General features: G+C 60.0%; 25 protein-coding genes. 10 read left to right on the top strand and 15 right to left on the bottom strand.

The window, feature by feature from the left end; all coding sequences use genetic code 11:
• Positions 1-62: 62 nt before the first annotated feature.
• Positions 63-1,505 carry a PhoH family protein gene (locus C0039_RS12655; protein ID WP_101518253.1) on the bottom strand — a complete coding sequence of 481 codons (1,443 nt, stop codon included), beginning with the start codon at positions 1,503-1,505 and terminating at the stop codon, positions 63-65.
• Between the two features lie 519 nt (positions 1,506-2,024).
• Here C0039_RS12655 and C0039_RS12650 point away from each other — a divergent pair.
• The gene (locus tag C0039_RS12650) at positions 2,025-4,013 is read left to right on the top strand and encodes a ribonuclease R family protein (protein WP_101518252.1); all 1,989 of its coding nucleotides are present in this window, start codon (positions 2,025-2,027) and stop codon (positions 4,011-4,013) included.
• Between the two features lie 11 nt (positions 4,014-4,024).
• On the opposite strand, the gene C0039_RS12645 is transcribed toward C0039_RS12650, so the two are convergent.
• From C0039_RS12645 to C0039_RS12630, 4 genes are all read right to left on the bottom strand, one after another.
• Positions 4,025-4,351 (bottom strand): hypothetical protein, encoded by a 327-nt coding sequence (locus C0039_RS12645; RefSeq protein WP_075999298.1) that lies wholly within the window; start codon positions 4,349-4,351, stop codon positions 4,025-4,027.
• A 720-nt stretch (positions 4,352-5,071) separates the two neighbouring features.
• Positions 5,072-6,469, bottom strand: a complete 1,398-nt coding sequence (gene asnS, locus C0039_RS12640; RefSeq protein ID WP_075999299.1) for an asparagine--tRNA ligase — start codon at positions 6,467-6,469, stop codon at positions 5,072-5,074.
• Positions 6,470-6,796: 327 nt separating this feature from the next.
• Positions 6,797-7,333, bottom strand: a complete 537-nt coding sequence (locus tag C0039_RS12635) for a YSC84-related protein (protein WP_133125994.1) — start codon at positions 7,331-7,333, stop codon at positions 6,797-6,799.
• A 25-nt stretch (positions 7,334-7,358) separates the two neighbouring features.
• The gene (locus C0039_RS12630; RefSeq protein WP_101518251.1) at positions 7,359-8,303 is read right to left on the bottom strand and encodes an SDR family NAD(P)-dependent oxidoreductase; all 945 of its coding nucleotides are present in this window, start codon (positions 8,301-8,303) and stop codon (positions 7,359-7,361) included.
• A gap of 101 nt (positions 8,304-8,404) precedes the next feature.
• Here C0039_RS12630 and C0039_RS12625 point away from each other — a divergent pair, with 101 nt between their 5' ends.
• On the top strand, positions 8,405-8,791 hold the full coding sequence (locus C0039_RS12625) for a PPOX class F420-dependent oxidoreductase (RefSeq protein WP_075999301.1): 387 nt from the start codon (positions 8,405-8,407) through the stop codon (positions 8,789-8,791).
• A gap of 9 nt (positions 8,792-8,800) precedes the next feature.
• On the opposite strand, the gene C0039_RS12620 is transcribed toward C0039_RS12625, so the two are convergent.
• Entirely contained in the window at positions 8,801-10,003 is a 1,203-nt protein-coding gene (locus C0039_RS12620; RefSeq protein ID WP_133125993.1) for a transglutaminase domain-containing protein, read from the bottom strand.
• A gap of 146 nt (positions 10,004-10,149) precedes the next feature.
• Between C0039_RS12620 and C0039_RS21415 the strand changes: the two genes are divergently transcribed.
• A complete protein-coding gene (locus tag C0039_RS21415) occupies positions 10,150-10,281 on the top strand; it encodes a hypothetical protein (RefSeq protein WP_279304932.1) in 132 nt (43 codons plus the stop codon).
• A 44-nt stretch (positions 10,282-10,325) separates the two neighbouring features.
• Here C0039_RS21415 and C0039_RS12615 read toward each other — a convergent pair whose 3' ends face one another.
• The 4 genes from C0039_RS12615 to bamJ all read right to left on the bottom strand — a co-directional run bounded on the left by C0039_RS12615 (position 10,326) and on the right by bamJ (position 13,886).
• Entirely contained in the window at positions 10,326-10,955 is a 630-nt protein-coding gene (locus C0039_RS12615; protein ID WP_243391610.1) for a phosphoadenosine phosphosulfate reductase domain-containing protein, read from the bottom strand.
• 162 nt (positions 10,956-11,117) lie between these two features.
• On the bottom strand, positions 11,118-11,918 hold the full coding sequence (locus tag C0039_RS12610) for a ParA family protein (protein ID WP_101518270.1): 801 nt from the start codon (positions 11,916-11,918) through the stop codon (positions 11,118-11,120).
• A gap of 145 nt (positions 11,919-12,063) precedes the next feature.
• Positions 12,064-13,236: an iron-containing alcohol dehydrogenase gene (locus C0039_RS12605; RefSeq protein WP_101518250.1), complete on the bottom strand. Its 1,173-nt coding sequence runs from the start codon at positions 13,234-13,236 to the stop codon at positions 12,064-12,066.
• A 17-nt stretch (positions 13,237-13,253) separates the two neighbouring features.
• Positions 13,254-13,886 (bottom strand): BamJ family beta-barrel-assembly machinery protein, encoded by a 633-nt coding sequence (gene bamJ / locus C0039_RS12600; RefSeq protein WP_075999304.1) that lies wholly within the window; start codon positions 13,884-13,886, stop codon positions 13,254-13,256.
• Between the two features lie 72 nt (positions 13,887-13,958).
• On the opposite strand from bamJ, the gene C0039_RS12595 reads away from it, so the two are divergent.
• Together C0039_RS12595 and C0039_RS12590 are read left to right on the top strand one after the other, a co-directional pair.
• On the top strand, positions 13,959-14,549 hold the full coding sequence (locus tag C0039_RS12595; protein WP_101518249.1) for a DUF924 family protein: 591 nt from the start codon (positions 13,959-13,961) through the stop codon (positions 14,547-14,549).
• A complete protein-coding gene (locus C0039_RS12590; RefSeq protein WP_101518248.1) occupies positions 14,549-15,052 on the top strand; it encodes a hypothetical protein in 504 nt (167 codons plus the stop codon). Before C0039_RS12595 ends, C0039_RS12590 begins: the two co-directional genes overlap by 1 nt.
• 6 nt (positions 15,053-15,058) lie before the next feature.
• Here the strand turns inward: C0039_RS12590 and C0039_RS12585 are convergent, their stop codons facing one another.
• Positions 15,059-15,637 carry an NUDIX hydrolase gene (locus C0039_RS12585; protein ID WP_165787121.1) on the bottom strand — a complete coding sequence of 193 codons (579 nt, stop codon included), beginning with the start codon at positions 15,635-15,637 and terminating at the stop codon, positions 15,059-15,061.
• A 100-nt stretch (positions 15,638-15,737) separates the two neighbouring features.
• On the opposite strand from C0039_RS12585, the gene C0039_RS12580 reads away from it, so the two are divergent.
• A complete protein-coding gene (locus tag C0039_RS12580) occupies positions 15,738-17,024 on the top strand; it encodes a CinA family nicotinamide mononucleotide deamidase-related protein (RefSeq protein WP_101518246.1) in 1,287 nt (428 codons plus the stop codon).
• A 10-nt stretch (positions 17,025-17,034) separates the two neighbouring features.
• Here C0039_RS12580 and C0039_RS12575 read toward each other — a convergent pair whose 3' ends face one another.
• Complete coding sequence (locus C0039_RS12575; RefSeq protein WP_075999308.1) at positions 17,035-17,505, bottom strand: lipocalin-like domain-containing protein; 471 nt, start codon at positions 17,503-17,505, stop codon at positions 17,035-17,037.
• A 25-nt stretch (positions 17,506-17,530) separates the two neighbouring features.
• Positions 17,531-18,169 carry a pyridoxamine 5'-phosphate oxidase gene (pdxH, locus tag C0039_RS12570; RefSeq protein WP_075999309.1) on the bottom strand — a complete coding sequence of 213 codons (639 nt, stop codon included), beginning with the start codon at positions 18,167-18,169 and terminating at the stop codon, positions 17,531-17,533.
• Positions 18,170-18,254: 85 nt separating this feature from the next.
• On the opposite strand from pdxH, the gene C0039_RS12565 reads away from it, so the two are divergent.
• Positions 18,255-18,854: a GNAT family N-acetyltransferase gene (locus C0039_RS12565; RefSeq protein WP_101518244.1), complete on the top strand. Its 600-nt coding sequence runs from the start codon at positions 18,255-18,257 to the stop codon at positions 18,852-18,854.
• Here C0039_RS12565 and C0039_RS12560 read toward each other — a convergent pair.
• Together C0039_RS12560 and C0039_RS12555 are read right to left on the bottom strand one after the other, a co-directional pair.
• Positions 18,851-19,405, bottom strand: coding sequence for a DUF4136 domain-containing protein (locus C0039_RS12560; protein ID WP_101518243.1), 555 nt, complete (start codon positions 19,403-19,405; stop codon positions 18,851-18,853). The genes C0039_RS12565 and C0039_RS12560 overlap by 4 nt on opposite strands.
• Before the next feature lie 37 nt (positions 19,406-19,442).
• Positions 19,443-19,742: a hypothetical protein gene (locus tag C0039_RS12555; RefSeq protein WP_101518242.1), complete on the bottom strand. Its 300-nt coding sequence runs from the start codon at positions 19,740-19,742 to the stop codon at positions 19,443-19,445.
• Between the two features lie 142 nt (positions 19,743-19,884).
• Between C0039_RS12555 and C0039_RS12550 the strand changes: the two genes are divergently transcribed.
• Genes C0039_RS12550 through C0039_RS12540 form a run of 3 tightly spaced genes read left to right on the top strand, consistent with a single transcriptional unit; the run spans position 19,885 to position 23,559 of the window.
• The gene (locus tag C0039_RS12550) at positions 19,885-21,138 is read left to right on the top strand and encodes an energy transducer TonB (protein ID WP_101518241.1); all 1,254 of its coding nucleotides are present in this window, start codon (positions 19,885-19,887) and stop codon (positions 21,136-21,138) included.
• Positions 21,125-22,330, top strand: a complete 1,206-nt coding sequence (locus tag C0039_RS21215) for a hypothetical protein (protein ID WP_207796440.1) — start codon at positions 21,125-21,127, stop codon at positions 22,328-22,330. The genes C0039_RS12550 and C0039_RS21215 overlap by 14 nt, the downstream gene beginning before the upstream one ends.
• Complete coding sequence (locus C0039_RS12540) at positions 22,327-23,559, top strand: hypothetical protein (RefSeq protein WP_232334887.1); 1,233 nt, start codon at positions 22,327-22,329, stop codon at positions 23,557-23,559. Before C0039_RS21215 ends, C0039_RS12540 begins: the two co-directional genes overlap by 4 nt.
• Positions 23,560-23,564 lie beyond the last annotated feature (5 nt).

Here is a 23,564-nt window from a genome sequence, read left to right as displayed (position 1 = left end):
GGTTTGGCAATATTGAGAAACGGCTCGGGAGGAACCCCGAGCCGCTTGGTGACAGGTATGCCCTACAGGTTTTCTTCCGCAAAGGCCGCCAGACGCGAGCGCACAATACCGTTGACGTGCATGATACCCGCGTGCGGATACTGCTTGCTCTTCTCAACAAGGTAGGTCAGGCCCGATGTCAGCGGACTGATGTACTTGTTGTCGATCTGCGCGAGGTTACCCAACACCACAATCTTGGAGTCGGCGCCCACCCGGCTGATCACGCTCTTTAGCTGGAACTGGGTAAGCCCCTGGCTCTCGTCAATGATGATGTAAGCGTTATTGAATGAACGTCCGCGCATGAAGTTCAGCGACTTGAACTGGATGTTCGCCCGTTCTTTCACGTAGTCGATACTGCCGTGGCAGGACTCGTCAGTGCCGTGGAGTATTTCCAGATTGTCGTCAAATGCCGCCAGCCACGGCGCCATTTTTTCTTCCTCTGTGCCCGGCAAAAAACCGATCTCCTCGGCGATAGGCGGTGTGGAACGGGCCACGATGAGCTTGGAGTATTTTTTCAGCTCAAGAATCGCGTGCAGGCCATAGGCCAGGGCCATCAGCGTTTTACCAGAGCCTGCCGGGCCGGTGAGCACCGTCATATCGACGTTATCGTCATCCAGCATGGACATCGCCATGGCCTGCTCGAGATTGCGCGGGGCCAGCCCCCAGAAACGCCTGTGCATCAGGTTGTCACGGCTGTCGCAGCGCAGGTAGACATACTCGCTGTCCACCCGTTTGACGAAGGCCATGAAGTCATTGTCGTCATACAGGAACTGGTTGGGATAGGCGCTGGGCAGGGATTTACGCGGCAACCGGTGCAGGGTGCAATCCCCCTCGCGCAGGGTATCAACCTCGCTGATGCCGGACCAGAAATCCCCCTTGATATGCTCATACCCGGTGGCGAGCAGGTTGATGTCATCCAGCACCCGGTCACGCCGGTAGTCTTCCACATGCACCAGGCCCGAGCCCTTGGCCTTGATGCGCATGTTGATATCCTTGGTCACCAGGCAGATGAACTCCTCCGGGTTCTCAGCCTGCAGGCGCAGCGCGACATTGATGATCCGGTTGTCATTAGCCTGGTCAGGCGTGCCATCCAGGTAGGGCACGTCAGTGTTCTCGCCCAGTAACTGGTCCGGGAAGATGGCCAGAGTGCCCGGCGCCATACCCTCCAGTCCGGAGCCCGGCACTTCCACGCCCTCCTGTATTTCCTGGGGCGATGCGGCATCCACGACCTTGTCGATCATCTGGATGGCAATGCGCGCCTCACGACTGACGGTCTTGTCGCGACGATCCTTGATATGGTCCAGCTCTTCGAGAACGGTCATGGGAATGACCACGCGGTGATGCTTGAACGCCGAAACGGCGGTGGGGTCGTGCAGCAGGACGTTAGTGTCCAAAACATACGTTTTCTTGATAACGGGTTTCAGGGTGGTCGTTTTTTTTACGCGCAGGGCGGAGCCTGAATCCATAAAGATATCCTCACAGGTAATTCAAAAGTGGTGGCTTGCTGGAATTGAAACAGGAGGGACCGGGCACGACGCGTACGCCGAAGCTGGCCGGATACAGCTGGTTGTGGGTTGTCCTTGGTTGCGACCGACTTCTGTGTTCGGTCCGGGTTTTGCGAAGCTGGAGAAATGTGCGAGGCGCGGTATCTGCCTGTCACGGTGTGAGGAGTTGTGGCCGAAAGTGAGCGCGTAAGGGGCCTGAGCGATTGAAGCTCAAAGGTTGCGCAGCGTTGCTGCATGATGTGTGACGCACGGTGGCCAGTCGTCACTGACTGGCCTGCGTCGGGCACTGTTTCAAATTCAGCTTCCTGACGGATTGCGATCAGCAGTGTTAAGCCATTATCAGCACCCCGTGCGCGAGCTGTCAATGCTTGTCGGCATAATGTGGCAGGCAAAGGCGTAAAGGGTGACAACGCACTGACAGCAGGAGCGTTTTCCGCTAGGATAACGCGCTTGAATCGATAATCGTAAGAACCCCTCTCAATGCTCAATCAGGACTCCCTCTCCCAGCTCAAAGGCCTCAAATCCCAGATGGAGGCAGAAAAGGAGCGCGCCGAGGCAGTGGTCAAGGGAACCCAGGCTCGTTACGGCTTTGCCGTGCTGGACGACGGCCGGGAAGTGTTTATCCCACCGGACGAAATGCTCAAGGTCTTTCCCGAGGACCGGGTGCAGGTCTGCATCCGCCCAGCGAAAGACAACAAGACCATCGCCGACATCGAAAAGCTCATCGATTGCCCGCTGGGAGACTTCACCGGGCGCTGCGTGCGCAAGGGCAAGGCTCTGTTTGTAGAGCCGGACCTGCGGCAGCTGAGCCGCTGGTTGTTTATCCCCCCGCACGCCCGCAATGGCGTACAGGAAGGCGACTACGTTCGCTGTGCGATACTGCGTCACCCCATCCGTGACGGCAAGCCACAGGCAAAGATACTCAGCGTAATCGGTGGCGAAGATACCCCTGGCATCGAGAATCTCTACTCGATGGCAAAGTACCGGCTGTCTGCCGACTGGGGCGCATCCAGCCGCAAAGAGCTGGAGAAGCAGCTGGCCGAATGCCGCCCACTGGAAGCAGAGTACCGCCAGGACCTTACGGACCTGGAGTTTATCTCCATCGATGCGGCCAAGACCCAGGACATCGACGACGCACTTTATGCGCAGATTTCCGACGATGGCTGGACACTGTTCGTGGCCATTGCCGACCCGACATCCTATATACCGCCTGACTCCGACCTGCAGCGAGACGTGGCCGCCCGCGGCACCTCCGTGTATTTTCACGGAGACATATTGCCGATGCTGCCGGAGGAATTGTCCCAGGAAACCTGCGCCCTTTCCGAGGGTGCCGACCGCCCGGCACTGGTCTGCAAAATTGCGATCAACGACGACGGCAGGGTGGGCGAGTACGAATTCATAGAAGCTACCATCCGCTCCCGCGCCAAGCTGTCCTACTACGCGGTGGACAAGTACCTCAGCGGCCAGAATGAAGAGTTGATGATGCACGCCTCGCCACTGGAGGCGCTGTATCAGGTATATCGCGCACTGCGCGGAAATCGCGAGACCAACCACCTGGTGATGGAAGATCGCCAGGAATACCGCTGGATCATGGACGACAACAAACAGATCGACCATATCGAACCCTTCGAGAAGCTGCTTTCGCAGAAGCTGGTGGAGGAATGCATGATCGCCGCCAACCGCTGCGCTGCACGCTTCCTCACCGAAAACAACGCCGGCGGGCCTTTCGTCACTCACCCCGGGTTCCGCAGTGATCGCCTTGACGAGATGCGCAAGTTTCTCACCATGCACGCTCCCGAGGTCGCCGAGGCAGACGTAACAACCGTGGCGGGTTACCAGCAAATCATGCGTGCGCTGTCCAGGCCCGGACAGGCTCTGCCGCTGCGGACCATGGTCAACCGCCTGCTCACTCGCGCGGAGATTACCGCCAGCCCGGCCCCGCATATGGGTATGGCATTGGAACACTACACTAACTGCACCTCGCCACTGCGCAAGTACCTGGACTTCCTGGTGCACCTGCAGATCAAGGCCATACTGCGCGAACAGCCCGCTGCGCGGTTAGAGCAATCCGTGCTGGAAGCACTCGCCGAGCGCATCAGCACTGCCCGCGCTGCCACCCTGGAGGCTGAGCGCTGGCTGGCAGGGAAACACCTGGCGCGTGTAGTCGAGCGCCAGGAGGGCAAAACCTTCAAGGCTCGCGTGGCTCACGTGAACAGCAGCGGCTTCAATGTCCGCCTGGATGACAATGGCCTGGATGGTTTTGTCGACCTGCGCAAGGACCCGGAAAAGTTCAGCTACGACAAATGGACAGCCAGCCTCACCAGCACCACGCGGCGCTTTCAGCTGAATGATGAAGTGGAATTGCGCTTTATTGGCGTGGATCGCGAGAATCGGTATCAGGCAGGATTTGAACTGGTTGAAGGCTGCGGCCTTAAGCCACCGAAGGAAGAAAAGAAAGCCGCTCAGTAGATCCCGGGCGTCTAGTGCACCCGGCGATTAAGGATGCTTTCGCGAGCGCTATCTGGCTCAATACGGCCGGCACCTGCCTGCAGGTCCACCATGAGCTGGGCCTGTACTTGCGATACCAGCTTGATCATCTCACCAACACCCAGGGCACGCAGGTAGGTCCCCATATCCCGATGTGAGTCAAATAACACCCGTTTGTCCACTGTGCGGAAGGCCTGAATGATCATTAGCTCGCGGTTACTGTACTGGTAGTCCTCACCAAATATCAGCTTGGTAAAGGTATCCACTATGGCCATTTCGCTCACGGGGCCAGCGTCCATGTTTACTTGCGGGCGTTTCATTCCATTCCTGCCTCTGTTGCGGCCGGTCCCGCATTACGCCGGGACAAAACTTGTTTCGCGTCATTGCGAAACGACTTTGATTCCGCTTCTCAATGGCTACGCTCTACCTTATCGAAGCACCTGACTAAATATTAGGCAATATTTCACAAAGCGTGCTCGTTTTTTACACAATTTACCTATTTGGGGCAGGATTCGTGCGGTACGGGTGCTTCATCTGGCCCCTGGTCAGCACGATAGCCGCGGGATTTCCTACTAGTTGTATGCAACATGCAGGACCGGCGCGTGCGCCCCGGTATCCCCGCACAAAAACCGCAAAAGCGTGCCGTCCGTGGCTGCTTGGCCTCCGCCATCCGTGGCTACGGACATTTTTGTGCGGGGATACCGGGGCGCACGTGCCTCTGATACAGCTACAACTGCAGGCTTTACACAGAGACGAACGAAAAGTAGAGGTGCGGAGGGTGAACCGGGTCCCCGGGGGACGTCTGAGGCCATGGATGGCCGAAGCCGAGCTGCCATGGATGGCGCTTTTGCGGTCCCCCGGGGACCCGGTTCACCCTCCGCGCCGCGCCGTATCGTATCGTGTCGTGTCGTGTCGTGTTGTGTACGGTGCGGCGCAATGCAATGCAATGCAATGCAATGCAATCGAGAATCATACCGCTCGCAGATACATCAAACCTGGCAAAAAGAAAACAGGATCAGACTGATTACCGGCCGGCCAACTCAGAAGTGCGCACTACCCGGCGTTCGCGGGAAGGGAATGGCGTCACGTACGTTTTCCATACCCGTGACATAGTTCAGCAGCCGCTCGAACCCGAGCCCGAAACCCGCGTGGGGAACCGTGCCATAGCGACGCAGGTCACGATACCACCACAGTTCCTCGCGCAGGTGCGCATCCATGCGCGAGTCAAGCACATCCAAACGCTCCTCGCGCTGACTGCCTCCGATGATTTCGCCGATGCCCGGAGCCAGCACATCCATCGCCGCCACCGTTTTTTCATCGTCATTAAGACGCATATAGAAGGCCTTGATCTCCCTGGGGTAGTTCATGAGTACTACCGGGCGACCGACGTGCTCTTCAGCGAGAAAGCGCTCATGTTCGGAGGCCAGGTCCACGCCCCATTCCACCGGGAACTCGAATTTATTCTCGTGCTTCTTGAGAATATGGATGGCGTCAGTGTAATCCATACGCTCGAAGCTGTTGTCGATAACCGTGCGCAAACGGTCGATGACGGTCTTGTCGATACGTTGCTGGAAGAATGCCATGTCGTCCTCGCATTCCTCCAGCACACGCTCGAACACGTGCTTGAGCAGGTCTTCGGCTAAATCGGCATCGTCATTGAGGTCGGCGAAGGCGATCTCCGGTTCCACCATCCAGAATTCTGCCAGGTGACGGCTGGTATGCGAGTTCTCGGCACGGAAGGTGGGACCAAATGTATAGACCTTGCTCATGGCCAGACAATAGGACTCCACTTCCAGTTGCCCGGAGACGGTAAGGAAGGCTTCACCGTGAAAGAAGTCCTGGCTGTAATCCACAGCACCCTTGTCGTCTAGCGGCAGGTTGGTCATGTCCAGAGTGCTCACCCTGAACAGTTCACCTGCTCCCTCACAGTCACTACCAGTGATAATGGGGGTATTGATCCAATTGAAACCCTGCTGGTGGAAGTAATTGTGTATGGCGTTGGCCAGAGTCGTGCGCACGCGGGTAATGGCGCCGAAGGTGTTGGTGCGCGGTCGCAAGTGCGCCTGGGTACGCAGGTACTCGAAGGTGTGGCGCTTCTTGGCGATAGGGTAACTTTCAGCGTCATCGACCCAGCCGACGACAGTCACTTCGCTGGCCTGAATCTCCACGCTCTGCCCTTTGCCCTGAGATGCCACCAACTCGCCGCTGACTTCCACGGCGCAACCGGTGGAGAGTTTTAGTATCTCTGATTCGTAGTTCGCCAGACTGTTGGGCACCACGGCCTGAATTGCATCGAATGCAGTGCCGTCGTGCACGGCGAGGAAGGAAATACCGGCCTTGGAGTCACGCTTGGAGCGCAGCCAACCCTTGACGGTGACCTGCGATCCGGTATCGACCTGGCCTTTGAGTGCGGCGATGACGGTGGTGAACTCTGACATGGTGAACCTCCTGGTGTGCAAGCGGCGCAGGATACCGGAATAGCGATTTGGCGTCATGTTTCCAGGGTTGATTAGGTGCCGATGTCAGGCGTTATGGCTATGCCCGGTGGGCGGCACGAGAGAGGCGCGGTGGGCGGGTCTGGCCCTACGGGGACGTCCGAGCACATGGATGTGCGAGGCCGAGCTGCCACGGACGGCGCTTTTGCGGTCCCGGGAGGGCCAGACCTGCACACCGCACCGTGCAGCAGAGAAAGGAACCACTCAAGCGTCAGGCGTCGAGCGTCGAGCGTCGAGCGTCGAGCGTCGAGCGTCGAAATGAAACCCGGATCAGCGCGCCAGTCGAGTAATCTTTGCCCCATCCAGCGTCAAACCGGGAAGCATCGCCTCGCGGGTAAAAATGAACGACACCATCGGTTCTGCAATTTCACGCGCCTTGTAAACAGCATCGCGGGCCCCGGTAAACGTGGCTACCTTAGCGTGCGCACCCACCTTCCAGCCGCGAGTATTACGAAAACTTGCCAGCGCTTCCTCGCTGCGAAACACAATCACCTCTGACTTGATCTGCTGACCGAGCTTCATACCAAAGGGTGCCCCGGACGTCGCGTAATAGGCCTTTGGCTCGCCGTCTACCAGCAGTACGCCCTCGCCGAACTCGCCTCCCACGCCAAAGCCCAGTTTGACGACATCGGGAAAGACCAGCACGCCGGCGGCCTTCTTGAGCAGCCCGTCAGTGCCCTGGACATGACCGCGCAGCGCAGCCAGGGCCTCGCGGCTACCCGCGTTGATCTGCTCAACTGAATCAGCTCGCAGCGGCTGTGCCAGCAATGCTGCTGCCAGGCAAAGGAGGATTGCGCTGTGCCTCAATATGAGGGCCCTTTTTTGTCTTGGCTTAGAAATCAAATTTTTCTCCTACCAGGTCTTCGGAAGTCTGCCAGAGTTGATCTGCCAGAACGGGGTCGACCGCGTAGGCCTCCACGCCACCGTCGCCGTCAGGCGTTGCCGGTTCGGCCACATGACAGTCCTCAAGATAGAGGCCACCAAGGCCTTCAAGTTCCAGAGCGGTGGCCGCCCATACGCTGGTGGCAGACCCCTGCTCCACGGTCTTGAAGGGAAGTTCCTCCGGTTTGCGACCGCGTGCTATCTGCGCGAAGTCCTCCGGCACCATGTGCCGGCTGAGTTCGGTCATGATCATGCCGGGGTGCACGGCAAAGGCGCGTACACCGCGACCCTGCAGGCGCTGGTCCAGACCGACGGAAAACAGGGCATTGGCCGTTTTGGACTGGCCATAGGACTGCCACTTCTCATAGTGGCGGTTGTGGTAATTGGGATCTTCCATGTCCACCGGGGCGAAGCGGTGACCGGCGGAGCTCAGGTTAATCACGCGCGACGGTGCGCCGGCTATCAGCGCGGGAGCGAGCAGGCCTGTCAGCAGAAAGTGGCCAAGGTGGTTAGTACCAAACTGCATTTCAAAGCCCTGGGCGGTGCGTTGCAACGGGCAGGCCATGACGCCCGCGTTGTTGATCAGCAGGTCTATGGTCGGGCATTTGCTGAGGATGTCGGCAGCGCCAGAGCGCACGCTGTCGAGGTCGGCCAGGTCGATTATGGCGGTGTCTATGCTGGCGCCCGGCACGGACTGACTGACCTGCGCCACTGCGGCATCCAGTTTTTGCGCATCACGTGCGACCATCAGCACTGCGGCGCCGCAGTTTGCCAACGCCCTGGCAGTTTCCACCCCCAGGCCGGAGGAGGCCCCGGTGATGACCACCTGCCTGGCAGACAGATCGACGCCTGCACTCACTTCGTCGGTGGTGGCGTGAAACCCTGGTGCGCTCATGGCTGTTCTCCTTTGCGCTATCGCCTGTTATTGTTCTCCGGCGGCACCCTTTCCAGGATGGCAGGTGGCGCTGGCCACTAACCGGGAGAATAGCTTCAACCATGAATGCGCAACAAATCAAGCAATTTGAGGCGGAAGAGTACATGAGCTTGTCCACGCTGAAGAAATCCGGGGATTTTGTCGCCACACCGGTATGGTTTGCCCCGTTGGATGGTGCCTATTACGTATTTTCTGCTGGCGAGGCGGGCAAGGTCAAACGCCTGCGCAACTTCAGTGACGCGCGTATCGCCCCCTGTACGGTCACGGGAAAGGTAACCGGGGAAGCGTTCGAGGCGGATGCCTATCTGCTGAACACAGCGCAGGATGAGGCCACCGCGCTGCGCGCCCTGCACCGTAAATACGGCCTGAAAATGAAGCTCGCCGACCTGTTCTCCGGCCTGACTGGAAAGAAACGCAAACGTGCCTACATCCGCGTGGTGCCGCGCTGAATCCGGGCCTCAATGCGCTGCCAGACGGCGCTGGCTGAGTTGCTCGTATTCAAGCTCATAACGTTTGCGCCGCGACATCAGCGAAGCATGGTCCCGGGCCTCACCCACATAACGCAAAGCCGCTTTCAGTTCACCTAGTTCGCGGTAGATCACCCCCAGGCCGAATAACAGCTCAGGATCCTCCGGGGACAGCGCCAGCGCATCCCGGTAGTGGACCAGGGCACCGCGCCAGTCACCCTCCTCGGCAGCCTGGTCACCCAGCCAGGCATGGTAATAGGGGTTGGTGTCCCGATAGCGCTCCACGCGGGCTTCCCAATAGGCCCGCTCTTTTTCTCGGCCCTGCAGGCCATACAGCACCATCAGGTTATTCATCGCGGAGCGTTCGTGGTCGTCAATGGCTAGCGCCTGGGAGTATGCGGTCTCCGCTGCGTCATATTGCCCCGACCAGCGATAGACCACCCCCATATTGACCCATAAATGAGACATTTGCGGGCTCAATTGCAGCGCCCGCATTGCGTGCAGCCATGCCTCTTCAAGGCGCTCGTCAGCCAATGCGTCCATGGCGATGTTACTGTGATAGAGGGCTCTGGCGTCGGTGTCGCTTATCTCCATTGAACCGGTGATATCACGCGCCGGCAACGGATCCAGGTCAACCATAAACCGGTCCCGGCGGTTCAGGTGTACCACGGCGTTGACGTGCAGGCGCACTGCCACCCGCTCGCCCATGCGTGTCCAGGTGGGGCGCACATCCACCCACTGATAGCGCGCATCCAGGCCTGCCTCCCGGGCCAGCGCGATAAACAGGTTAGCGTAGGAAAGGCAGTTGGCTTGTTGGGAGCGAAATGCCTGGCTGGCGCTGCCTTCCGCCGCGGGGTCATACTCTATGCCAAGCGTGGCTGTACCGCTGATCGCACGGTGCAGACTGAGCAGGCGTTGACGGCTGGAGGAAGCGTCACCTGCATAGCGCTGTACAAATGCCTGCATGGCCTCATCGACATCCAGCAACCGGGGGGTGGGCGCACGGGCAGCCAATTCGTCCACGCCCGTTTCCCGGCCCTGATATTGCAGCGATGGCAACTGCCACAGGGGAAGCGCTGCAGGCCCCCCGGTGGCGCAACCACAGAGCAGGAATAGTGCGCCCGCAATAACCATACACCCCGAAACACCCGGGGCGCAGCGCGTCACCATCCGAACTCCAGCCGTGCGCGTCACAGACCACCTCCTTCATCAGTATAACGCAGCTTGATCCAGGTCAATGCACACGGGGAGCGGCAGGCGCAGTCTGTCAGAACTGGGAAGTGTATCCGTTTAATCCAGGGTTTTGATTTCTGGACCTTATTCTAAAAAGGAGCATGAACGTGACTCAACACATCCTCGAAGAGGACACAGAGGAAGATGCGCGCATTATGAAGCGCCTTGCCAAGGTAATTGGTGGGTTTTTTCTGGCGACAGTATTACTCGCACTGAGTGTCGGGCTGATTATGGGCTAGCTCGAGGGGTTTCCCCAGGGGGGTCTAAACGATTTCCCGGCCGACTAGGCCGCAGTGTGCAGGCCGCACTCGCGACCGTCCAATACCTTGGTGGGATCGAAGTAATGCCGACATGTGGGTAGTTCGTACTGTTCCATGTAGGCCTCTACGTCGTCGTCTGACCAGTTGAAGATCGGGGCCACCTTGATGATACCCCGGTCATCCAGCGAGACGATGTCCAGCGTCTTGCGGTGTTCCGTTTCCTCACGCCGAATGCCCGTCAACCAGACATCCGGCTGGAACGTATCCAGGGCCCTGGCAAAAGGCTCCAGCTTCACCTGACGGGTGAACTCCTGATGGCGCTCCTCCTCATCAATAGTCGGCACGCCCCCCATAATGGCGTTGCGCCGTTCGGAAGTCATCAGCGGCGAATACACATGCATATTCAGTTCGAGGTCGCGAATAAGGCGCTCGGCCACGATATAGGTATCGCGCAGGTTGTACCCCGTATCCACCCAGATCGTGGGTACGCTCTTGTCTACCTCGCTCACCAGGTGCAGCATCACTGCAGCATTTTTGCCCATGCTGGTGGTGGCGATGGTTTTCGCCTGCAGGGACAGCGCCCAACGCACTATGTCGCCGGGGCCGGCATCGCGCAGTGAGGCGTTAACACTGTCCAGGTCCAGGTTCAGCAAAGGAAACATTTCCAGCAATATATGAGGGTCGAGAACTTTAAAGAATCAATAACGTGTTTTCAAATAACTGAAATTCATATGGATATGCCCCGGCCCTGCAGCGCTCACTGACCTTGCCAGGGGGCAGGCGCGCAGTGCGCCGCCCTTGCGAGGTCCGCCGTATCAGGCGGCAGCGCGCGAAAGCGACTTTTCCAGCTCGGCATGCAGCGCCAGGAATTGACCGGTTAGCTTGTGGCTGGGAGCCATATCGATCAAGGGACGATGGTCGCGGTGGGACTCTTTCATCTTCACTGAGGTGTTGAGGTAGGTGCCGAAGACCGGATAACCCTCCTCTTCCAGCTCACTGACCAGTTCACCCGGGAGGCGCGCCTGGGAATTGAACTGATTGATGACAATACCTTCCACTTCCAGGTCCGGGTTGTGGTCCTCCTGCAGCTCAGTGAGGTTATCCATCAAAGAGTACAGGCTCTGGCGGGCAAAACTGTCACAGTCGAAGGGGACCAATACAGAGTCAGCGGCGATCAGCGCGGACTTGGAGTAGAAGTTGAAGTTGGGCGGCGTATCGATATAGATGCGATCGTATTCGCCGTCCAGCTTCTGCAGGGCATCGCGGAGCTTGTAGATTTTGTAGCGTGACTCCAGTTCTTTCTCCATGTCGGCCAGCACCGGGCTGGAGGGCATGAGGTACAGGTTCTCGTAGGGCGTCTCCCAGACAAAGGAGTCCGGGTTCTTCTGCATCTTTCTTGAGCCCACGGTCTGCTTGAACAGACCCGCCACTCCCTGGGCCTCGGCAGGGAACGCCTCGGCGTCGATTTCACCCACCAGGTAGTGCGTGGTATTGCCCTGCACGTCCAGGTCTATGACCAGGGTACGATAGCCCATGCTGGCGCCGATGGCTGCCAGATTACAGGTGATGCTGGTCTTGCCGACCCCGCCCTTCTGATTGAATACGACACGTTTCATGGTGGTGTTACCGCGCTGGATTGTGGCTGAAATGGACTCGTTGCCAGTGTAATCAATCGCGGTTTTCAATGTAAGCGGGCAGCGGCATTTTCTGCTCTGGATAAGCAATTTGAACGCTGCGGGCCAGCCAGACTCCGGGAACTGATCAGGCCCGGGCAGGGCCGGCCCAGACTCGCTGGTACAGCGCTACAATTTCAGCCGCCTCCGGTATACGCGGATTATTGGCCGGTGAGCCTGATGCCAGGGCCTGGTCCGCCATCAGCGCCAGTGACGCAGTCCAGCTGGCTTCGTCGATTCCGTACTCGCCAGGGGTAGGCACGGACAGGTCGGCATTGAGCTGGCGCAGGCCGGCGGTGAGCTTGTCCAGCGCCAGGCTGTCGGCATCACCATCGCCTGCCAGCCCCATAGCACGTGCCGCCGTGGCATAACGGGCGCTCGCATGACCTACCGACCACGCGGTCACCTCGGGCAACAACATGGCATTACTGAGTCCGTGGGGCACATGGTAGAGGCCACCAATAGGCCGACTCATTCCATGAATCAGGGTGACTGAGGCGTTGGAGAAGGCCATGCCGCCCTGTGTCGCGGCGAGCATCATGGCCTCGCGAGCGACACGGTTGTCGGGTTCAGCACAGGCGGTGCGTATGTGCCGGCTGATAGTGGCCATAGCGGTGAGGGCGATGCCGTCGGTAAACGGGTTGGACTTGCGGCTGACGTAGGCCTCCAGCGCGTGGCAGAGGCTGTCGATACCGGTGTCAGCGGTGAGTCGATAGGGCATGGTGAGCGTCAGCTCGTAGTCCACCAGCGCCGCCACCGGCATCAGGCCCAGGCCCATGCACAACATTTTCTCACTGCTTTGCGAATCAGAGATGACAGCGGCTCGCGTTGCCTCCGAGCCCGTGCCTGCAGTCGTGGGAATGGCGAGCACCGGCAGGCCACTATCAATCTGCACCGGCACCTTGTAATCACGCATGGGGCCCTGACGCTCGGCCATCACTGCCAGGGCCTTGGCGGTATCGATCGAACTGCCACCCCCCAGGGCGACCAGGCAGTCATAGTTACCGGCCCGCAATACCACCAGCCCGGCATCGATGCTGTCTGTTGTGGGATCAGGCACCGAATCAGCGAACAGCCCACAGGGCATACCTGCTGTGGTCAGCACTGCGGTAATACGCTCGGCATAACCGCACTGCACCATAAACGGGTCGGTGACCAGTAGCGGGCGGGACAGGCCCAGTTGGGCCAGGGCCGTCGCCACCTCGTTACTGGCTCCGGCACCCACCCGCAGAATACGGGGCAGATTGATGTTCGCTGTCATCCTTCCCCCGGCTGTGGCTAGTCCTTGATCTCGATGAGGTGGATTTCAAACACCAGGGCGGTGTTGGGCGGGATACTGTCGCCCGCGCCCTGCTCGCCGTAAGCCAGCGTGGGCGGGCAGGCAATGCGCCACTTGTCACCCACCGACATCATCAACAGGGCCTCGGTCCAGCCGGGAATAACCTGGGTCACGCCGAACTCCGCTGGCTGACCGCGCTCTATGGAACTATCGAAGACGGTGCCATCGACAAACGTGCCGTGATAGTGCGTCACCACCGTGGACTGGGCACTGGGGCTCGCGCCATCACCGGACTCCAGCACCTCGTACTGCAGTCCGCTCTCTGTCACATTGACACCCTCGCGCTCTGCATTCGACTGCATAAACTGCTCTGCCAGGGCCTTGCGCTTGCTGTCCAGCTCTGCGGCCTTGGCCTGCTGGCGGTCCTGAATGATCTTGTAGCTGGGGTTGATTTCTTCGTCTGTCAGTTGCGACTGACGGTTGTTATACCAGTGCTGAACGCCAGCCAGTACCGCTTCAAGTTCCATCCCATCGAAACTGTTGCGCAGTAGCTGGTCGCCGAACTGCAGGCCGAATCCGTAGCTGACTTTCTGTTCATCGGTGGCCAGTTCCACCTCGGGAAGTAATGACATGAGAGTTTTCCACTATGCTGATTAAAAGAATCGCGCACCTTAGCATATCGCGCAGAAATAGGGAGGCCGGGCATGGCCGGAGACATTGATGAGGTACACGCCTTCTGGTTCGGCGAGCTGGACGCGCAGGGCATGAGCCCGCAGGCGCGTCAAGCACTGTGGTTCCGGTCTAGCGCCGAGACCGACGAGCTGTGTCGCAGCCGCTTTGGTCACCTGGTGGACAGCGCGGTCAGCGGGGGCCTGGGCGACTGGGAGGTGTCGGACCGGGGACTGGTCGCACTGGTGCTGCTTCTGGACCAGCTCACCCGCAATATTTACCGCGGTACACCCGCTGCTTACGCCGGAGACCCCCGGGCACTGGCACTGTCGCAACAATGCATTGCGTCCACGCGCTTCCAACGCCTGCCACCCATACACCAGGTCTTCATACTGATGCCGCTGGAGCACAGCGAAACGCTTGCCGTGCAGGAACAGTGCGTGACGCTGTTCAACACCCTGGCCAACAGCACCGGCCTCGCCCAGATAGCCGAGTTCCACCGTTACGCGATAGCCCATCGGGACGTGATTGCGCGCTTCGGACGATTTCCGCATCGCAACGCCATTCTCCAGCGGACATCCACCGCGGAGGAAGTTGAGCACCTGAACACCCACGGAGGATTCTGATGCGACTGCTCATACTGTGTTTGCTGGCGCTGCCATGGGCAGCGCACCCCCAGCAGGAAGCCTTCGACTGCGCCGCATCGACCCCTCATCGCGCCTTCGACTTCTGGCTGGGGAAATGGACGGTTCACGACGTAAACGGTACGCTGCAGGGCCACAACGAGGTTCGTGCCATCGAGAAAGGCTGCGCCGTGCGCGAGCAATGGCGCAGTGTGCGCGGCGGCACGGGCCAGAGCCTGAACGTCTATCAACCTGCAACCGGCCAATGGCGTCAGCTTTGGGTCGACGCCGGGGCCAGTATCATCGATATCCATGGCGCTATGATGGATGGCAGTATGAAACTGGAGGGGGAGATCTATTACCTGCAACGCAAGGCCACCCGTCCGCTTAGAGGGCAATGGACGCCGCTGCCGGACGGCCGGGTTCGGCAGTTTTTTCAGGAACAGGACGAAAGCGGGGAGTGGCAAACCTGGTTTGAGGGCTTCTATACCCGTACGGGCAACTAGGCAAGCTCAGCGCTGGGCAACGGACCAGAAGTCGTAACGGCCCTCCGTCATCTCTGCCTGCCATACGTCGAAGCGGCCGGTCTCAAGGTCTGCGTATGCCTGCACCACAGAGTCGTTGACTTCAGGGTAGGCAACCTGCTCCCAGGGGCAGTCCCGGCGGGAAAAAAAGCCACAGTCCAGCGACTCGGGTCCGGGTGCGCAGTAGTCTGTATCCACGCGGGCCCGAAAGCCTATATAAACCTGATTGATAAAAGTGATGGTACCGGTCATGTAGAGCTGCAGCTGATCTGCTGGCAACAGAATCCCGGCCTCTTCATGCAGCTCGCGGGCAGCGGCCCCTGCCAGGGTCTCACCCTGTTCCATAAAACCGCCGGGAATGGCCCATGACCCGCGCTTGGGCTCGATACCCCTTTGTACCCACAGCAGACGGTCTTCGTAGGCGACAAAGCAGGTCACGACCAGCATGGGGTAGGCGTAATCCAGTGCGCCACAGCCTGAGCAGCGCCAGTGATTGCGCGTTTCACCGCCGACCACGTGCCGCTCCAGCGGCGCGCCACAGTCGGGACAATACTTGTGTTCCTTCAACAATTCGTCTCCCTGCCGATTAGAAAAACCATAGCACTTTGCCCCAATGAAAGCATTGGCGCTATGCTTGCATTCTCCGATCAAGGCGCGAGACACCAGAATGACGAACCACACACCGCGAGTGCAACTGCTGCTCACCGGCAACGAAATCATGAGCGGCGATACGGTGGACTCCAATTCTGCGATGATTGCCAGGCGCCTGGATGAACTGGCCATCACCGTATACCGCAAGGTAACCGTTGGCGATGACCCCGCGTTACTTGCCGCTGAGCTGACGGCCATGACTGCCGATGCAGACCTGGTAATCGTCAACGGCGGTCTGGGTCCGACTGTGGATGATCTCACCGCAGAAATCCTTGCCGGCGTGGCTGGCGTAGAGCTTGTCGAGCACGCAGAGGCCATCGCCCACCTTAAGGGCTGGTGTGCGGGACGCAACCTGGCGCTGAACGCCGCCAACCTGAAGCAGGCCATGCTGCCGGCGGGCTGTCGCATCGTCGACAATCCCATAGGCAGCGCCGTGGGGTTCGAGCTGACCGTCGCCGGCTGCCGCATTATTTGTACACCCGGCGTCCCCAGCGAGCTGCGCGCCATGCTCGACCTGATCGTCGCCGACCTGGCAAACCAGCTGCAGCACCCGGTGGAGCGCAATATCCTGCGCCTGCAGACCTTCGGCCTCGGTGAGTCCTCCGCCCAGCAGATCATCAACGACCACGTCCCCGACTGGCCCCCGGAGGTGGAACTGGGCTTTCGCGCCGGCGCACCGCAAATGGAAATTAAACTGAGCGTTAACCGGGCCGCAGACCTCCCCGCACGCCAGCAATGCCGGGCACAGCTGGAGACGCTGTTTGGCGACCATATCATCGGCGAGGGTGACACCCTGCTGGCTGAACAGGTGCTGGCGCTGTTGCGTGAGCGCGGGGAGACCCTGACGACGGCCGAGTCCTGCACCGGCGGCCTGATTGCCTCCATGCTCACCCGGATTCCCGGCTCCTCTGACGCCTTTCACGCCGGCTTTGTCACCTATGCCAACAACATCAAACACAGGGTTCTGGGGGTGCCAGAGGCCACTCTGCACAAGCATGGAGCGGTCAGCGAAGAGGTTGTTCTGGCCATGGCCCGGGGCGCCCTGGAGCGGGCGGGGGCAGACTACGCCATCGCGGTTTCCGGCATAGCCGGACCCGGTGGCGGCAGTGAGGAGAAGCCGGTGGGCACCGTCTGGCTGGCCTGGGGGGAGCGCGATAACCTGCGTACGCGCTGCCTGTGCTGGCCCGTTGAGCGCAGCCTTTTCCAGACCATGATCGCGGCAGCGGGGCTGGATATGATCCGCCGCCTGTTACTGGGGATAGACGAGGAGCCCCGCTACTTTCGCCAGCGCAGGGCGCGCTGACGGACACGGCTCAGGCACCCGCTTCCAGCGGCGGCTCAACATCGCTGGGCGACGACCGGTGCCAGACTAGCGAGTGGAAGCGTTCGACACCGCCCACCCTGTCCTTGCCACTGAGTACCAGTGTCTGGCCGTCCAGTTCGGCGTGGCGCAGCTGTTCTGTACCGGGAAAGTTCGGATTGAGGCTCATGCTGACGTAGTGGATCACGTCGCCTTCCTGTATCCGATAGCGCCCTGCGTAATGGAAGTAGGAACTGAACGCCTCGCCCTTGGTCTGATCGGGGACCTTACGGTAGCTCACATCATCCGGAAAACGTGCGCGCTCACCGCGAGCGATTGCGGCGCTCATCCAACCGTCATCCGTATACACCAGCAGGCCTCGTGGCTCCTCGCCGTAGGGGTAACTGAAGTCATCCCGGTCTGAATAGCCTATAGCCCAGGACTCCAGTTCCCAGGCCCCTACCAGGTCTGTCTTACTGATCATGCAGTGCTCCTCGTTGTAGCGATTATCAAGGTTGTAGCTGTTCGATGTGCCAGCTGTCATCGGACTGACGACGGTACAGGAAACGATCGTGCAAACGATGCTCCCCTCCCTGCCAGAACTCAATGCGCTGCGGGATAACGCGGAAGCCACCCCAAAAGTCAGGCAGCGGAATCTCGCCGTTGCCAAAGCGCTCCTTGAGCACCGACACCTGCTTTAACAACAATGCACGGGCGGAGACAGGTCGGCTCTGGCGGGAAGCCCAAGCGGCAATCTGGCTTTCACGTGGGCGGGTCACGAAATAGGCGGCGGACTCGGCCACCGTCATCTTTTCCACCCGTCCGCCGATAATCACCTGACGATCCAGCTCGTTCCAGGGAAAGTGCAGAGAAACTGCCGGGTTGGCCGCCATGGCCAATGCCTTGTTGCTGGAATAATTGGTGTAGAACACAAAGCCGCCGTGGGAAAGGCCCTTGAGCAGAACGATACGCTGCCAGGGCTCACCAGCTTCATCGACGGTTGCCAGCACCATGGCCGTGGGATCGCCCAGACCCGCGCGCACGGCCTGTTCCAGCCAGCCCTCGAACTGGCGCAGAGGGCAGCTACCCAGCATCTCGCGAGTCAGCCCGCCGGCTGTGTACTCACGCCTGAATTCCTCGTAATGCACTGTATATTCCTGCTAAGGTTCCGGACTGCATCCGGGGAACGTTTATAGTGTAGCGACCGCCGACCGGGCAAGCAAAGGAGCATGTATGCAAGGGGCAAAAGAAATTATCGATGCCGATGCAGCACAGCATCAAGCGCTAGCGGACATCCTCGCCGATGCCTTTGCTGGCGACCCTGTGCTCAACTGGGTCATCCCCGAGCCCGGTCTGTATAACGATTTCTTCCAGCTACTCATTCGCGACGTCTTCAAGCCTCGCGGAATCATGCACCTGGATACCCGGCAGTGCGGCGCCGCTCTGTGGTTACCGCCCGGAAACAGCTTTACAGTGCCTCCCAGCCTGGCAGCAATAAGCCTGTTCACTCGCCTGCTGCTGCGCCGCGGGCCGGGACCGCTGTTACGCATACCGCAACAGGGCAGGATTTTTGAACGCCATCACCCCCGCGAACCGCATTATCACCTTGTCTTTGTAGGTGCCAGGCAGGCCGCGCAAGGCCAGGGGCTTGGGTCAGCGCTGATCAAACAGGGCACGCGCATCTGCGACCGGGAGCACGTTCCCGCTTACCTGGAAAGCTCAAACGAGGTCAATGTGCCGCTGTACCAGCGTCACGGGTTTGAGGTGATTGCCGAAGAGGCCATGCCCGGCGGCGGACCCCGGGCCTGGTTTATGTGGCGGGAGGCCCGCTAAGCGGGCGGGAACTGCGCGAATATGGCCGCCGCTGCTTCCTCGCGACGCGCGCCGGCTTTCTCAGGGTCGGGCTCAGGTCGCAGCCGTGATTCAATTATCGAGCGCCACACCGACTGGTTACGCATGGGGTCGATCATATCAACAATGAAGGTACCCTGCGTGTACTGGCGCACGCTCACATCCGATACTGCTGGGCCACAGCCCCAACAGTTGTAGTAGCTCATACTGTTATAGGTGCGCACGTCGGTGCGCTCTTCTGTGACCAGGTGCCAGGTGAGGAAGACATCTGCCTCGCTGTTATCACTGACAATCTCGAAGCCCTTGCGCTGCAACTCCTGCGCCAGTGCCTCGTCTATGCGCTGAACCTGCATATCGCTGATGCTGACGATTGAAAGACCGGTACGGTCCACCGGCTGGATAGCTATCTTGCGGACTTTGGAGAAGTCGAACTGCTGGTCGTAATCCATGTTCGCTTCCAGCGTGGATGCACAGGCAGTAACGAGGGCAAGCACAGCCAGGCCGCCCAGGGCGCGCAATACAATCGGCATCATAACGGTGATCTTCCTGAGGATGTGCAGCGCATTATAATCAATCTTTGGTACTGGGATAAACCGGGGCGCGCCGGGCCACCGCGGGAATCTCTGGAAAGGGGTAAAACAGCCGCCAGTCTTCACCAAACGCTGCCGCCAGGCTTTGTCCAAAAGCCGCGCTGAAGGAGGCATTCATGGCGCTGGTCAGTTCATCCTCGGTAACACCGCCCGCGAGCACTACAGCTTCCATCATCCCCTCTGCGCGTAACCGCTGCCCGGGGGGCAGGTCATCTCCCCCCGCAAGCGCCACAAACATCGCCAGCCAGCGCCGCTCCAACTCATCCAGGATAACCTGCATTGCGTACCCCCCTCGACTATGTCATGACATGAGTATGCGACCAAACACGGCATTTTTCAGCACCGTGGCCAAGGTATATAATTTCAACTATGCGCAGAAGAATGCAAACGGATGCAGGAACGACGTCGGCATGAGAGAGTAAATGAGCAGAACGTTACTTCAAGGCCGCCTGCGCGGTGTCCTCCTGTCGATCGTTCTGGCAGCCGCACAGGGCTTCGCGGCCACCGGCCAGGACGACTCGCCAGGGCAGTCGGCCCGGGCCGAGACGCCCGCGCACGACGAAACCGTTGCGGCTATTGGCGGCAGCCGCTACCGGGAGGCGATCACCGAGCTGGAGTCTTCGCAGGGCGCCTATGCTGCTCCTATGTCGGAAACCCTGCTCGGCCTGGGCATTGCCCTGCAGAGCGAGGACAATCACCGGGAGGCGATCAGGGCATTCAAACGCGGCATACACCTTTCGCGCATCAACGACGGTCTCTACACTCCAGGACAAATCCCCATGTTACAACGGGAGATCGCCAGCCACCTTGCGCTGGGCCAATATGCGGAAGCTGACGAACGCCAGGCTTACCTTTACCGGGTACAGATGCGCAGCCAGCCGGCGGGGATCACCCGGGCACAGGCCTTTATACAACAGGCCCAGTGGCAGTATACGGCCTACCGGCTGGCCCTGGACGGGCAGGCCTATGCCCGGGTGATGAGCATGTGGGACCTCTATCGCCTGGCGCTGACGGATATTATGGGCCGAGAGGGCAATAGCTCGTCACTGCTACTGGAACCCCTGGAGGGCATGCTGCTGGCCCAATACCTGATCGCCGACTATGACGCGCAGTCTCTTAACAGCAGTGCCAGCAACGCAGACGGGTTCCCGATGCAAAACCAACAGAACCGCTTCAACGCCTATCGTGCCCAGAGTTACAAGCGGGGACAGGCCGTCATCCAGGCCATTTACGACATCCAGAAGGCGCAGCACGGGGATCACAGCCCGGAGACAGCCACCTCGCGAGCAATGCTTGGGGACTGGATGCTGTGGCACGGTGAGCGCGAATCCGCGATGAAGGCTTACCGGGAAGCGGTTGCGGAACTTACACCAAGGGAGGATGCCGAAGTATCATTAGCGGCCCTTTTTGGAGAGCCGGTCGAATTGCCGGATATCGAGGGGGCAAGACAGCTCCCTGCGCCGGCGAAGCCAGAAGAGGCCAATCTGCAGCTGCAGTTCCGCGTGGACAAACGCGGTAAAGTGGTCGATCTGGAGCGAGTGGATGAGAACGAATTGAACGAGGCGGCGGCAAATCGCATTATGCGCAAGCTGCGCAAGACACAATTCAGGCCCAGGCTCGCAATGGGGGAACCGCAGGACACGGAGGCAGTGACCAGGGCTTATGAGATCCAGTAGTGATAATTGTGTACCGACCCATCGCCTGCTACTGCCGGCGGCGCTGGCCAGCGTCTGCCTGTTGTTAACCGGCTGCCCCAGCGCCAGTAACCCAACCACGCCACAGCCACCAACACCGGCTTCCACCAGTTCCAGTTCCTCCTCGAGCAGCAGTTCGTCCAGTAGCAGTTCGTCCTCCAGCAGTTCGTCCTCCAGCAACTCCTCTTCCAGTGCCAGTTCGCCAAGTACCAGCTCCTCTGCGAGCAACCCATCCTCCGGCGACAGTAACAGCTCTGCGTCCAGCAGCGCGTCGTCGCAGGGTAATGATTCATCTTCCAGCACCGGCTCATCCGGTAGCGGCTCGCCACCCGGCGCAAGCGGGCAGGGCGCAGACACTATCCCCGGTGAATTTCCCAGTGGTGAGTTTCCAAACAACCCGGGGCAGGCTGGTGACGAGGCCCAGGGTGACATCGCCGGCGCGGCCGGCAACCCTGCTGAACCTGGCTTTGAAGACAGTGCTGGCGGCGAACCCGGCTTCGAACCGGCTAGCGCTGGTGGCCTGCCTGACATGAGTGATTCCCCCGGGTTTGAGGATGTGCTGGCCGGGATGGAAGAGGCAATGGGCGATGGCGACGCTACTGGCGGCGAGTCGGGCGAGCGCTCCGGCCAGGGATCTGCAGGGGATGGGACAGGTAGCGGCGAAGCGCCTGGCCAGTATGGACAAGGTGGGCATGGCAATGGGCAAGGTACGTACGGCAGCGGCCGGGGTCCACTGACACCTGCGGAACAGGTAGCGGTTCTGGATGCGCAACTGGAGCGGGGCACAGGCGAATTTGACGCCATGATTCTGGAAGAGCAGCAGCAACAACGACAGGCTGCCCGCGAAGCCGCTGCACAAACCGCCAGCAATACTGCCACACAAAGCAGCGACGGTGGAAATGGGCGCGAATATGGCAGTGGCTCCGGAGGCGGCGGCGCCGGCAGCGGCAGCGGCAGCGGCAGCTACGGTGGAGGCATTGGTGGCGTAACTGGCGGCGGTGGCCAGATACCGAAAGACACTGCCAAGTACCCTCCCCCCAAAGACATCCCCTCCGGCGATGACGATGACGTGGTAGCACGGCAACTGCGCGAAGCGGCAATGCGTGAACCCGACCCGGCGGTGCGTGACAAGCTCTGGGATGAGTATCGCAAATACAAGGGCATCGACCAGTGAGACGGCGGCCAGTTCGATTCGGCGCCGCACTGGGCCGAATACTGGGCACCATGGCGGCGGTGATGCTGGCGACCGGGTGTGTCAGCCAGACCATCAAAAGCACCTCGGTTCCGCAGATCAAGGTTCCCGATAAGGTCGTCGCCGAAGAACTTCTGCTGGACGTGGGCATCGCCATCTTTGATCCCGGTCTGGAGGAATATGACGGAGAGGGGCAGGTCTATCCCGAGGTGCGCAAGGCCGAAGCACGGTTCATGCCCAACCTGTTGTCCCAGGCCATGGAGCAAAGTGGTGCCTGGGGCGCGGTCCGCGTAGTACCCGACCCTGAACGCATCTCCGACCTGTCCGTGCGCGGCACTATTCTGCACTCCGATGGCGAGTCTCTGGAACTCGCTATCCGGGCCGTGGATTCGCGGGGCTATGAGTGGCTGGACAAAACCTACAGGGGCCGTGCCAGTGCCTATGCCTACAGATCCGCGACGCGGGAACGCTACGATCCCTTTCAGGCGGTCTATCACACCATTGCCAATGATTTGCTCGATGCGCTGGGCGAACTGCGTCCACAGGACCGGAATAACGTGCGCCTGACCACCGAACTGCTATTTGCCCAGCGCTTCTCCCCTGAAGCCTTCAACGGCTACCTGGAGCGAAACCGCAAGAACATATACCTGGTCATGCGGCTGCCTGCGGAAAACGACCCCATGCTCGACCGCGTGCGCACGATCCGTGAGCGCGACCATACCTATATCGACACCATGCAGGAGTATTACGACAACTTCGGCGTGGAAATGACCGAACCCTACGAGGAGTGGCGCAAGCTGTCCTACAAGGAGGCTGTAGCCATGCAGGAGCTGGAGGCAGAAAGCAGACGCAGACTGATCGCCGGCGCGGTCGCCGTGGCCGCTGGCATCGCCGGTATGACCAGCAGCGATAACAATAGTCGTGCCGCAGGCAACGTGGCAGTGATAGGCGGCGGCTACCTGTTGAAGAGCGGCCTGGAAAAACGTGCCGAGGCGCAGATTCACGTCCAGGCGCTGGAAGAACTGGGCATGTCCCTGGAAGCCGAGATCACCCCTCAGGTGATTGACCTGGAAGACCGGTCGATCATCCTCAGCGGCAACGTGGAAGAGCAGTACGCCCAGTGGCGACAGCTACTGGCAGATATCTATGCGGCGGAAATCGGCGCCCTGGACCGTCCGCAGGATTACACCACCACGCCTGATACACTCTAGCCTGC

Source organism: Pseudohalioglobus lutimaris (assembly GCF_002866825.1).
Taxonomy (GTDB): Bacteria; Pseudomonadota; Gammaproteobacteria; order Pseudomonadales; family Halieaceae; genus Halioglobus; species Halioglobus lutimaris.
This window is presented reverse-complemented; position numbering and strand designations above follow the sequence as displayed.

Bases quoted from the DNA above. Each gene is read 5' to 3' on its own strand.
- C0039_RS12655 (WP_101518253.1), bottom strand. From the start codon at position 1,505: ATGGATTCAGGCTCCGCCCTGCGCGTAAAAAAAACGACCACCCTGAAA.
- C0039_RS12650 (WP_101518252.1), top strand. From the start codon at position 2,025: ATGCTCAATCAGGACTCCCTCTCCCAGCTCAAAGGCCTCAAATCCCAG.
- C0039_RS12645 (WP_075999298.1), bottom strand. From the start codon at position 4,351: ATGAAACGCCCGCAAGTAAACATGGACGCTGGCCCCGTGAGCGAAATG.
- asnS (WP_075999299.1), bottom strand. From the start codon at position 6,469: ATGTCAGAGTTCACCACCGTCATCGCCGCACTCAAAGGCCAGGTCGAT.
- C0039_RS12630 (WP_101518251.1), bottom strand. From the start codon at position 8,303: ATGAGCGCACCAGGGTTTCACGCCACCACCGACGAAGTGAGTGCAGGC.
- C0039_RS12625 (WP_075999301.1), top strand. From the start codon at position 8,405: ATGAATGCGCAACAAATCAAGCAATTTGAGGCGGAAGAGTACATGAGC.
- C0039_RS12610 (WP_101518270.1), bottom strand. From the start codon at position 11,918: ATGAAACGTGTCGTATTCAATCAGAAGGGCGGGGTCGGCAAGACCAGC.
- C0039_RS12605 (WP_101518250.1), bottom strand. From the start codon at position 13,236: ATGACAGCGAACATCAATCTGCCCCGTATTCTGCGGGTGGGTGCCGGA.
- bamJ (WP_075999304.1), bottom strand. From the start codon at position 13,886: ATGTCATTACTTCCCGAGGTGGAACTGGCCACCGATGAACAGAAAGTC.
- C0039_RS12595 (WP_101518249.1), top strand. From the start codon at position 13,959: ATGGCCGGAGACATTGATGAGGTACACGCCTTCTGGTTCGGCGAGCTG.
- C0039_RS12590 (WP_101518248.1), top strand. From the start codon at position 14,549: ATGCGACTGCTCATACTGTGTTTGCTGGCGCTGCCATGGGCAGCGCAC.
- C0039_RS12580 (WP_101518246.1), top strand. From the start codon at position 15,738: ATGACGAACCACACACCGCGAGTGCAACTGCTGCTCACCGGCAACGAA.
- C0039_RS12575 (WP_075999308.1), bottom strand. From the start codon at position 17,505: ATGATCAGTAAGACAGACCTGGTAGGGGCCTGGGAACTGGAGTCCTGG.
- C0039_RS12565 (WP_101518244.1), top strand. From the start codon at position 18,255: ATGCAAGGGGCAAAAGAAATTATCGATGCCGATGCAGCACAGCATCAA.
- C0039_RS12560 (WP_101518243.1), bottom strand. From the start codon at position 19,405: ATGATGCCGATTGTATTGCGCGCCCTGGGCGGCCTGGCTGTGCTTGCC.
- C0039_RS12555 (WP_101518242.1), bottom strand. From the start codon at position 19,742: ATGCAGGTTATCCTGGATGAGTTGGAGCGGCGCTGGCTGGCGATGTTT.
- C0039_RS12550 (WP_101518241.1), top strand. From the start codon at position 19,885: ATGAGCAGAACGTTACTTCAAGGCCGCCTGCGCGGTGTCCTCCTGTCG.
- C0039_RS21215 (WP_207796440.1), top strand. From the start codon at position 21,125: ATGAGATCCAGTAGTGATAATTGTGTACCGACCCATCGCCTGCTACTG.